Source organism: Arsukibacterium sp. MJ3, assembly GCF_000987765.1.
Lineage (GTDB): Bacteria > Pseudomonadota > Gammaproteobacteria > Enterobacterales > Alteromonadaceae > Alishewanella.
Map to the genome: position 1 here is coordinate 140,738 of NZ_LAHP01000008.1, position 9,499 is coordinate 150,236.

The 9,499-nt window shown below is 46.7% G+C and carries 8 protein-coding genes; 3 read left to right on the forward strand and 5 right to left on the reverse strand.

Annotated elements, in window-relative coordinates; all coding sequences use genetic code 11:
- Positions 1 to 79: 79 nt before the first annotated feature.
- The 4 genes from VT06_RS08245 to VT06_RS08260 form a co-directional block, all read right to left on the reverse strand.
- Complete coding sequence (locus VT06_RS08245) at positions 80 to 937, reverse strand: bile acid:sodium symporter family protein (protein ID WP_046553818.1); 858 nt, start codon at positions 935 to 937, stop codon at positions 80 to 82.
- A gap of 24 nt (positions 938 to 961) precedes the next feature.
- Entirely contained in the window at positions 962 to 1,984 is a 1,023-nt protein-coding gene (locus tag VT06_RS08250; RefSeq protein WP_046553819.1) for a sulfite exporter TauE/SafE family protein, read from the reverse strand.
- A gap of 46 nt (positions 1,985 to 2,030) precedes the next feature.
- Positions 2,031 to 3,200: a VWA domain-containing protein gene (locus VT06_RS08255; RefSeq protein ID WP_046553820.1), complete on the reverse strand. Its 1,170-nt coding sequence runs from the start codon at positions 3,198 to 3,200 to the stop codon at positions 2,031 to 2,033.
- A gap of 222 nt (positions 3,201 to 3,422) precedes the next feature.
- The gene (locus VT06_RS08260; protein ID WP_046553821.1) at positions 3,423 to 4,268 is read right to left on the reverse strand and encodes a MoxR family ATPase; all 846 of its coding nucleotides are present in this window, start codon (positions 4,266 to 4,268) and stop codon (positions 3,423 to 3,425) included.
- A gap of 198 nt (positions 4,269 to 4,466) precedes the next feature.
- Between VT06_RS08260 and cysK the strand changes: the two genes are divergently transcribed.
- From cysK to VT06_RS08280, 3 genes are all read left to right on the forward strand, one after another.
- Positions 4,467 to 5,441, forward strand: coding sequence for a cysteine synthase A (gene cysK / locus VT06_RS08265; RefSeq protein ID WP_046553822.1), 975 nt, complete (start codon positions 4,467 to 4,469; stop codon positions 5,439 to 5,441).
- Between the two features lie 458 nt (positions 5,442 to 5,899).
- Positions 5,900 to 6,772 (forward strand): hypothetical protein, encoded by an 873-nt coding sequence (locus VT06_RS08270; protein WP_152658996.1) that lies wholly within the window; start codon positions 5,900 to 5,902, stop codon positions 6,770 to 6,772.
- 443 nt (positions 6,773 to 7,215) lie between these two features.
- Positions 7,216 to 8,946, forward strand: coding sequence for a mechanosensitive ion channel family protein (locus tag VT06_RS08280; RefSeq protein WP_082122476.1), 1,731 nt, complete (start codon positions 7,216 to 7,218; stop codon positions 8,944 to 8,946).
- Between the two features lie 239 nt (positions 8,947 to 9,185).
- Here the strand turns inward: VT06_RS08280 and VT06_RS18835 are convergent, their stop codons facing one another.
- The gene (locus VT06_RS18835; RefSeq protein ID WP_046553825.1) at positions 9,186 to 9,431 is read right to left on the reverse strand and encodes a hypothetical protein; all 246 of its coding nucleotides are present in this window, start codon (positions 9,429 to 9,431) and stop codon (positions 9,186 to 9,188) included.
- Positions 9,432 to 9,499: the final 68 nt, after the last annotated feature.

A 9,499-nucleotide genomic window follows, 5' to 3' on the forward strand; every position in this document is an offset into this window, starting at 1 on the left:
AGATGCACGAAAATCAAAGGCTCTGCAAATAACATATGCAGCTTCTTTGATAGGTATCCGTTTTGCTATTTTCCGCTAACTACACCGCACTGCGCCTGGCCCATAGCGCAAATAATGTTGCGCTAACAAACATCAATAAGCTATAAACACTGGGCGCTATCGACATGGCCGAGCTTTGTAAAATACCGGTAGTAATTAACAGCGCTAACGTACCGTTTTGTAAGCCCACTTCTAAGCAAATAGTACGAGCCTGGCGTTCTTGGCCAAGCAGTGTTTTACCCAGAAAATAGCCCATTAGCATGGTAACCAGATTAAGCAGTAAGGCGGCGGGGCCGGCTTTAGCAATATAGCGCCACAAGTCATCGCCTAAATTGGCAGCAATACTAATTATAAGTAACATAAGTACCATAATTGAAAATTTGCTAATCGCTGGCTCAACGGTCTTGGCAAAGGCCGGCCATTTAGCGCGTAGCAGCATACCTGCCAGCACCGGCAACACACTTACTATAATCAAGGTTAACCAGGTGCGTACTATCGGTAACTGCACGTTAGTTTCAACACCACCGTAAAAGCTAATAGCCCAGGCAGCAAGCAAGGGAAGAGTAAAAGGCGTAATAAAGCCCACCACTGCCGTTAACGATACTGATAAACCCACATCAGCCTTGCTTAAGTAGCTATATAAATTAGAGGTAGTGCCGCCCGGGCACAGCGCCAAAATAAATAAGCCAATGGCCAGTTCGGCCTGTAAATTAAAGAGTGCAATAACCGCTATTGCGCTGATGGGCAGTATTATTAACTGAGCGAAGGCGCCAAGCAAAAACCCTTTTGGGGCCGCAAATACCCGGGAAAAGTCGGCCGGGCGTAAGCTAAGGCCAACGCCGGTCATGATCAGGATCAGCGCTATAGGTAAGCCAATTTGGGTTAACATGCTAAACATTACTGCTCCTGTATCAATTAAAAACTACCTTCTCTTATTATTGGCGGTTTTCTCGCCTACTAAAACCGCGCCCCAGCGTCGTAAAACCTCAAAGCCAGCCAGGCAAGCCCCAACTGCCAATAACGCCCATAGCATACCGCTAAGCCCTAGCTTTGCCTGCTCAGAGTACAGTGTCCAGATAAACTGCCCGACACAGAGCGTGGCTACCACTAATAAGGTTGGTTTGCGGCCAATTTTAGCCACAATAAACACGCCAAGCGGCGCACCTATTGCCACTACCGGCGCGGCTGCCAGCCAGTTTTCAAATACACCGGGCGCCAACCCCTGGCCCGAGACGGTTTTAACCAACACGCCAAGCACTGAGGTAAAAGCCATTATGACCACGGAAGTAGGAATGGCTATTTTTAAATCAGCCCGGCATATCAATACCAGTGCGGTATACAACACCATATCAATACCTACACCCGTAACAGCCGCCACGGTAGCGCCTGCCAGCAGCCCAATCCAAAGCCCCAGCTTAAAATCCCACTCCTCGTCAAAATCGGTAATGCCGGTGTGGCTGGCAATTTCAGTTAAGCGACATAAATGCAATAAACCAAAACTGGCCCACACCACGGCAAACACCAACTTAATCCAAAGCTCGGGAATATAAGGGGCAATAAAAAATATACCAAACGGTGTACCGAACAATGCCCCTAGCATCGCCCCTTTTAAAATGGCCCAGGCCAGCGGCTGGCGCCGCGCCAGAATAAAAATGGCCGCGCTAGTCATGCCAATAGACTGAATAGCAAAACTGAAATCCCGCCCCAGGCTGGCCGGCAGTTCGAACAACAATACCAGCACCGGAAAACCGACCGTACCGCCGCCCATTGGTGTAGAACCTGCCGCATAACTACCAAACGTCATCGCCACGGCCATGGGCCAATGCGCTGCCGCAGTAGGCCAATGGCCTGCTACTACCACCAAATACAGCCATACCGCATAAAAAGCCGCTAGCCAGAGTAACCACAGCCACAATCGGCTCTTTAAGGGTGAGGGTACCGACATACTGCACTTCCTGCTTAATTAAGGCACGGGGAGTAAATAAAAAGCATTATAAAAGCGTTTTAATCGCCCTGCCGAGACCGTCCAGGGTTAACGGATACATCCGCTTTGTCATTAACTGGCCTATTATGTCGATAGAGTAATAGTGATGCCACCACTGCAGCGGCTGTGGGTTTAGCCACACCGCTTTGGGGTACTGGCTGAGCAGGCGCTGCAGCCATACTTTGCCCGCTAATTCGTTATAATGCTCAACACTGCCGCCAGGATAGTCAATTTCGTAAGGTCCCATGGTGGCATCGCCTACCATTATTAGCTTATAGTCGCTGGCGTAAGTATGAATAATGTCGTCGATTTTTACCTGTTCAGTGTAACGGCGCTTATTGTCGCGCCACACCCCTTCATATATACAGTTGTGAAAATAAAAAAACGCTAAATGCTTAAATTCGGTTTTTACCGCGGCAAACAATTGCTGACACTGTTCAATATGATCGTCCATTGAGCCACCAACATCGAAAAACACTAACAACTTTATGGCATTGTGCCGCTCGCGCATAAAACGTAAATCCAGCCAACCTGCTTGCTCAGAGGTAGCCTGAATAGTGCCATGTAAATCCAGTTCGGTTTCTGCACCACTGCGGGCAAATTTGCGTAGCTGTTTTAAAGCCAGCTTAATGCTGCGGTTATTTAATTCGCTATCGGTATCTAAATCTTGAAACTCACGCTTGTCCCACACTTTTACAGCCCGGCGGGCACCACTACCTTGCTGACCAATTCGCACGCCCTCGGGGTTAAAACCAAAAGCACCAAAGGGTGAAGTACCACCGGTGCCAATCCATTTATTGCCGCCGGCGTGTTTTTTTTGTTGCTCAGCTAAGCGCTCGCGCAGGGTTTGCAGCAGCTTGTCTACCCCCCCTAATGCGTGCAGCTTGGCTTTATCTTCATCAGTTAATTTACGCAGTACTTCAGGCACTAACCATTCGGGCGGAATACTGGCAGCAATATCCACTTCGGCTACCCCGTCAAAATAATCCGCAAAGGCTCTGTCAAATTTATCGTACTGCGTTTCATCTTTTACCAGACAAAGCCTGGATAACTGATAAAAATTGTCAATATCGGCAAAAATTACTTGCTGCTTTAACGCATTGAGTAAATCCAGCAGCTCGGTAATGCTGGTTTTTAAGCCGTATTTACGCAGGGTAAAAAAGAAATCTATTAGCATATTCTGTCGCGTTTTTCACTAAACTATCTAACTAACTAACTAAAGAGTAGACCAGAACACTTGTTCTGGTCGGCGCAGAGTGTCTGAGCGCAGGCACCAGCCGTAGCGAGTGCTGTGGTCAACTCGTTGGCACTGTTACCTCAGCGTTAACCTCACCGAAACAAGGTTCAGATCCTTCGCTAACACCATAACAAAATCTACAAAAGGTAGTAAAAACATGTTTTAACGGCCTTGCCGTTTAGCCAAAAACGCCAGTTTCTCGACCAGAGCCACATCTTGCTCGTTTTTCAGCAGCGCTCCAAACATTGGCATTAAACCGCCTTTTTGCTGCTTGTCGGTTAACACCTCAGCCGGAATATCTTCGGCTAGCAGTAATTTCAGCCAATCTAACAATTCTGACGTTGACGGTTTTTTCTTTAAACCGGGTAGTTCACGCAGCTCAAAAAACAGTTCCAGTGCCGTGCTAAGTAACTGTTGCTGAATATTTGGGTAATGCACCGCTACAATAGCGCGCAGGGTGTCGGCGTCTGGAAAACGAATATAATGAAAAAAACAGCGACGCAAAAAGGCGTCCGGCAGTTCTTTATCATTATTGGAGGTAATAATGACAATTGGCCGCTCTACCGCACTAATTTGCTCGCCGGTTTCGTGCACGTAAAACGCCATTCTGTCTAGCTCGTGCAGTAAATCGTTTGGAAATTCAATATCCGCTTTGTCAATTTCGTCAATCAACAACACCGGGCGTTTTGCTGCAGTAAAAGCCTGCCATAACTTACCTGGGCGAATATAATTATTAATGTCTTGTACCTTGTCACTGCCCAGCTGACTGTCGCGCAGCCGCGATACTGCGTCATATTCATATAAGCCATGCTGTGCCTTGGTGGTCGATTTAATGTGCCACTGAATAAGCTCGGTACCCAGGCTTGCTGCCAACTCTTCAGCCAGGCGGGTTTTACCGGTGCCCGGCTCGCCTTTAATCAGCAATGGCTTTTCCAGAATTACCGCGGCATTTACTGCCAGCGCCAGTTCGGTAGATACAATATAATTGTCAGTACTTTCAAAGGCCATCTTGATCCTCTTCGGGCTAAAATTTAGGAAAAAATTAAGGCTGCACTTTAGGCTGCACTTTAGGCTACACTTTTAAGCTGAAATTTGGGCTGAAATTTGTGCTTAAGTGAAATGATATAAGTTATAGCCAAACGCTACTTCACCTTTTATGCTGCTGGAGTATTCTTATAACCAAATTATTAGTATTTGGAGCTTTATATGGCAAACGTATTTGCAGACAACACATTGTCTATCGGTCGCACCCCTTTGGTCAAATTAAACCGCACCGTGCCCGGTGGTGCTAATGTGTACGCTAAAATTGAAGCGCGCAACCCCAGCTTTAGTGTGAAGTGTCGCTTAGGTTCAGCACTTATTTGGGATGCCGAAAAACGCGGCTTATTAACCAGCGAAAAAGAAATTATTGAGCCCACCTCAGGTAATACCGGCATAGCGCTGGCATTTGTGGCGGCTAGCCGCGGCTATAAGCTTACCCTGACGATGCCGGCCACCATGAGCATGGAACGACGCAAGCTGTTAAAAGCACTTGGCGCTACTCTGGTGTTAACCGAAGGCCCAAAAGGTATGAAAGGTGCAATTGAAAAAGCGCATGAAATACTGGCATCAGATCCCAACAGATATGTTTTGTTACAACAGTTTGAAAACCCGGCTAATCCACAAATTCACGTTGACACTACCGGCCCAGAAATTTTTAACGATTTAGACGGTAAAGTCGATATTTTTATTGCCGGTGTCGGCACCGGTGGCACCATTACCGGCGTTAGCCGTTATTTAAAGCACATTAAGCACCTGCCACTGCACAGTGTAGCGGTAGAGCCAACTGAATCGCCGGTAATTAGCCAAGCTAAAGCAGGCAAAGAATTAAAGCCAGGGCCACATAAAATTCAGGGTATTGGTGCCGGCTTTATTCCGGGCAACCTCGATTTAAGCCTGATAGACGAAGTTGAAACCGTTAGCAGTGAAGAGGCTTTTGCTGCTACGCATCGTTTAATGCGCGAAGAAGGCATTTTAGCGGGTATTTCGTCAGGCGCCGCATTAGTAGCCGCACAGCGCCAGGCAGCTAAACCAGAAAACGCCGGTAAAAACATTGTAATTATATTGGCCAGTGCTGCTGAGCGTTATTTATCCAGCCCGTTGTTTGCTGACACCTTTAGCGAACAAGAATTACAGCCCTAAGCCACCTTTTTACCGAGTAAGGCCGCTTTTGTGGCCTTACTCGGTTTCATTTGCAATACCTGAACTTTTTTACTGCAGCATAACGCCATCATTAACATCCCTTTAAAGCTAATTAGCTCCGACCCCTTTTTCACTTTAACGCCCCTAGCCGCCATTCTTTGCCGCATTAGCCCCTGCATAAACACATCAACATGTGTAATGGATGGCGCGATTAATCACAGCATTTCTGTTGTGCCCATTTCTGCTGTGCCTGTCCTATTTTCTTTTAAGGAAGAAAAAACTGGCCGGACGATACCGAAACAGGTGGCCGGATGATGCCGAAATCAGTGGCCGGATGATACCGAAACACGCACAAGTTAAAAAAAAGTAGAAAAGCAGGTCAAAAGGGTATAAGTTATTAAAAATTAGGGTGGTAAAGTTCAAATTATGTGGATGTATTATTTGGGGAAGAGATAACTATGGAAGGCAAAAAGCTCTGGTTAATAATTTGGATGGTATTGTTTGCAATGTGCTCTGTTGGTTGTTCAGCAAATAGCATAGTGAAGTCACTAATTGATTCAGAATTAAGTGGACCGATTAACGGAGAGATAAAAAAGCAGTATCAGCTTGACGGTATGCAGGTAAAACTGGACATCTCACTAGACGATGAGATGTTGGTCGATTACACCACTCATACCATCACATTCTTCCCGTCGAACAGCCAAATATCCGTCGTTACTGTTTCTGATGCCGGTTTTCAGCGTGACCTTACCCTTTTTTCCGGTTCAGCAGAGGGCAAGTTGACATACCGCTATATGGAAAACGGTGTGGAGCGCGATTTCAGCGATTACGGCCGAACTTGGTGGGAGCAAATTTTACCCTCGATATTCAGAGAAACCGGATATGACTATCGCCAGAGAATACGTCAAATAGTCGAAAAAAGTGGCACATCAGCGGCTCTTTCAGATACTAATCAGGTTGTTAGCGATATGGTCTGCAGTCTGTATCTCCGTGAATTAGTCAACCACTATTCTTTGACTGATAAGGAGTATGAAACAACACTTCTAATTTCTGAAAATATTAAGTCTGATAGCAATCACGCGGACTTTCTAAGTGCCTTTGTACGAAGCGATGCTTTCAGTGAGCACCTTACTTTCTTATTGAAAACGGCTACTGATAATATTCAATCAAGCTACGAGCTTGCGAGAGTTTTAGAGCAAGTGATCCGTTCGCCTAAGATAAATAAAGAAGAGAAAAAAAATGTTCTTAATGCGGCGGCTTTTATTTCCAGTAAATCTGAGAAGCAGCGCATATTGCGTTTGTTGAGTGCTGTGCAAGACGATAATGACTAAAGGAGCGGTAACGAAGAGGCAGTCCACACACGAATGCGAGCCAGGGAGACCAGCCATTATGAGACGTCTTAACTCATCACCTTTGCTGATAAGATTCTTAGCTTTTATCGCGTTGCCCATGGCAGTGGCGTCGTTTTATGTTCTTCAATATTTGCACAAAAGCCTCCCGCCGGAAGTCGTTGTTCTGAAGCATGAGCAGTGAAAAGGACAGGCACAACTGAACAAACCAGTGAGTAACAAACACCTAGCGTTAGCACCATAAACCACAATCACCAATGCAATTCTGCTGTGCCTGTCCTATTTTCGGCATTATCACAATTAGCAATTTATGCATGCGCTGGCAAGTTACAATTCTATCTCTATAAATACAATAGCTTGTTGAATAGTTCGTCTATAGCGTCTATATATTTAGTACCCTTCATGAAGCAAGGGCTTAACTGCCAATGAACAAATTTTTGTCTACCGTTCTATCTTCTACGAGAAATCCTTGCGGCTTTAGCGCGCGGCACATTATGGGATATGCTGTTCTTATCGTGTCGTTTATTCTCGGCGTTACCCTTGCTGTGCCCTCTCATGCGCAAGAAGCAGTTTTTGAAACAGCTGTCTTAAATACAGGTTTAGCGCCGGTGCCCGACCGAATTGATCGCAGGACGCCGCGCGCGGCAATGGCCAGCTTTTTACGCGCAGCAAACGACGACGATTGGGACGCCGCGGCACATGTTCTTGATTTGAATGATATCGCCCCACAACTGCAGGCTCAGCAAGGTCCAAAGCTGGCGCGTCAGCTTTATGAAGTTATTGTTCGCAAGATCGTGCTCGACTGGTCACTTCTGCTGCACAGGCCAGATGCTCTGCAAACCCTAGGCGGGGAAAACGAAGCCCAAGCAGGCGAATCACGACGGTCGCTTCTAATCAAGGATTTGCCTCTTGACTTAGTACCTGCTGAAATTCGACTTAATCGAATTAAACCCGCAAATGCCGCGCAAGCGGTATGGATTTTCCCTTCGCAAACCTTGCGAGACGTTCCTGCCCTGCACCTCCTCTATGGCCCATCACGTTTTGAAATGTCTCTGCCACAGGCGATGCGCGCCAAGACAATCGGCGGCCTGATGTGGTGGGAGCTAATTGGTTTACCGCTGCTTTTGCTAATGTCGATAACGCTGGGCTGGCTGGTCCATCGGCTCCTTCAAGCAATTTGGCGGCGGGTGGATTCGAGCACCGCCACAGGTATTTTACGTGCTATGTCCACGCCGCTCATCATCGCCAGTGTTACCACCTTAGTTTGGTGGGTTGCCGGAAATGTCTTTGTATTTTCAGGGCGGGTCGACATCTTTTTGGCGCCCTCTATTGCCATCGGCTTTGTAGTGGCGCTGCTGCTGTTTATTGTTAATGGCATCGAAGAGCTACTCGATGGCTTAATTGCGCCTGGAGAAGAAGTGGACCTGACTGTTTCAAAGCGCGTCGAGGCGCGAGTGCTGGCGACTCGGCTAAACGCGGCACGACGGATATTGGTAGTTGTCGTTTTCTTTATTGGTGCAGGAATAGTGCTATCTTCTGCCGACCTAGCAGGTAATCTAGGCTTAACGCTGCTAACCTCGGCTGGGGCACTCACCCTTGTTGTGGGTTTTGCCGCTCGCAATATACTGGCCAATATCATGGCATCTTTGCAGATTGCTTTAACTCAGTCGGCTCGCGTAGGAGATCGCGTTGAGTTCAAAGGAGAGGTCTGCCACGTCGAGCGCATCAATATGACCTTTGTGCAATTACGCAACTGGGACAGTACTCGCCTGATTGTACCGGTCATGGAATTTGTGTCCCAAACCTTTTCAAACTGGACGCTTGAAGACCCTGAAATGCTGCGTTTTTTGAAATTAAAGCTTGACTCGCGGGCCGACGTAGAGGCCCTGCGCGATGCTTTTCACGATATTCTCTCAGAAATGAAAGATTCTCCGATGGGTGATAATCTCGCCGACCTCGATGGTTCGAGTGTCAATGTTGCTGGTCAAGACGTTTTTGGTATGGAAGTTTGGTTTGCAGTTCCCTGTAGCGATCCTAATACCTCATGGGAAGTGGCCTGCAGCGTCCGCGAACGGCTGATGGCTCGCGCTGCGAGTATTGAAGAGGATACTGGAAAACCCGTTTTCCCGAAGGGAGTGACCGCAGGGGCCGGCTAGCTATTAACGACCAACGTTGTTTGTCGAAATATCGCCATTTTTGGCTGCCTGTTCTACAATAATAAGCAGCCTATTTTTAATGACGCAGCGATATCGGGCAAACAACGTCACTGGGTTTGAGCGCTAACACCGAGCAGTTAAGCTGCAGCAGAACCGATTCAGCAACCAGTGAAAAGGACAGGCACAACTGAACAACACAGTGAGTAACAAACACCTAGCGTTAGCACCATAAACCACAATCACCAATGCATTTCTGCTGTGCCTGTCCTATTTTCTGTATTTTCTGCTGATTTTCTGTTGAGTCCGGTAACAGAAAGTACTCCGCCATTAATGGTGCTTTCAATGGCGGCAAACAAACTTAGTCGACGAACTTTGTGCATAGTTGTAGTGATTTGGGTTAAATATTTTGATAATGTGTGTTTTACATTCATGGCGTTTTCCGTGATTATTTTTTTTTGGCGATAGATCTGATCACCAAACGCCATGAATGTTCAATTATTTCTTTATTATACTATTGTTTTTTATATACATTTTGTGGGGATTTGTCAGACTC

Excerpts from the sequence above, each read along its gene's own strand:
- VT06_RS08245 (WP_046553818.1), bottom strand. The coding sequence starts at position 937 with ATGTTTAGCATGTTAACCCAAATTGGCTTACCTATAGCGCTGATCCTG.
- VT06_RS08260 (WP_046553821.1), bottom strand. The coding sequence starts at position 4,268 with ATGGCCTTTGAAAGTACTGACAATTATATTGTATCTACCGAACTGGCG.
- VT06_RS08280 (WP_082122476.1), top strand. The coding sequence starts at position 7,216 with ATGAACAAATTTTTGTCTACCGTTCTATCTTCTACGAGAAATCCTTGC.
- VT06_RS18835 (WP_046553825.1), bottom strand. The coding sequence starts at position 9,431 with ATGGCGTTTGGTGATCAGATCTATCGCCAAAAAAAAATAATCACGGAA.
- VT06_RS08250 (WP_046553819.1), bottom strand. The coding sequence starts at position 1,984 with ATGTCGGTACCCTCACCCTTAAAGAGCCGATTGTGGCTGTGGTTACTC.
- VT06_RS08255 (WP_046553820.1), bottom strand. The coding sequence starts at position 3,200 with ATGCTAATAGATTTCTTTTTTACCCTGCGTAAATACGGCTTAAAAACC.
- cysK (WP_046553822.1), top strand. The coding sequence starts at position 4,467 with ATGGCAAACGTATTTGCAGACAACACATTGTCTATCGGTCGCACCCCT.
- VT06_RS08270 (WP_152658996.1), top strand. The coding sequence starts at position 5,900 with ATGGAAGGCAAAAAGCTCTGGTTAATAATTTGGATGGTATTGTTTGCA.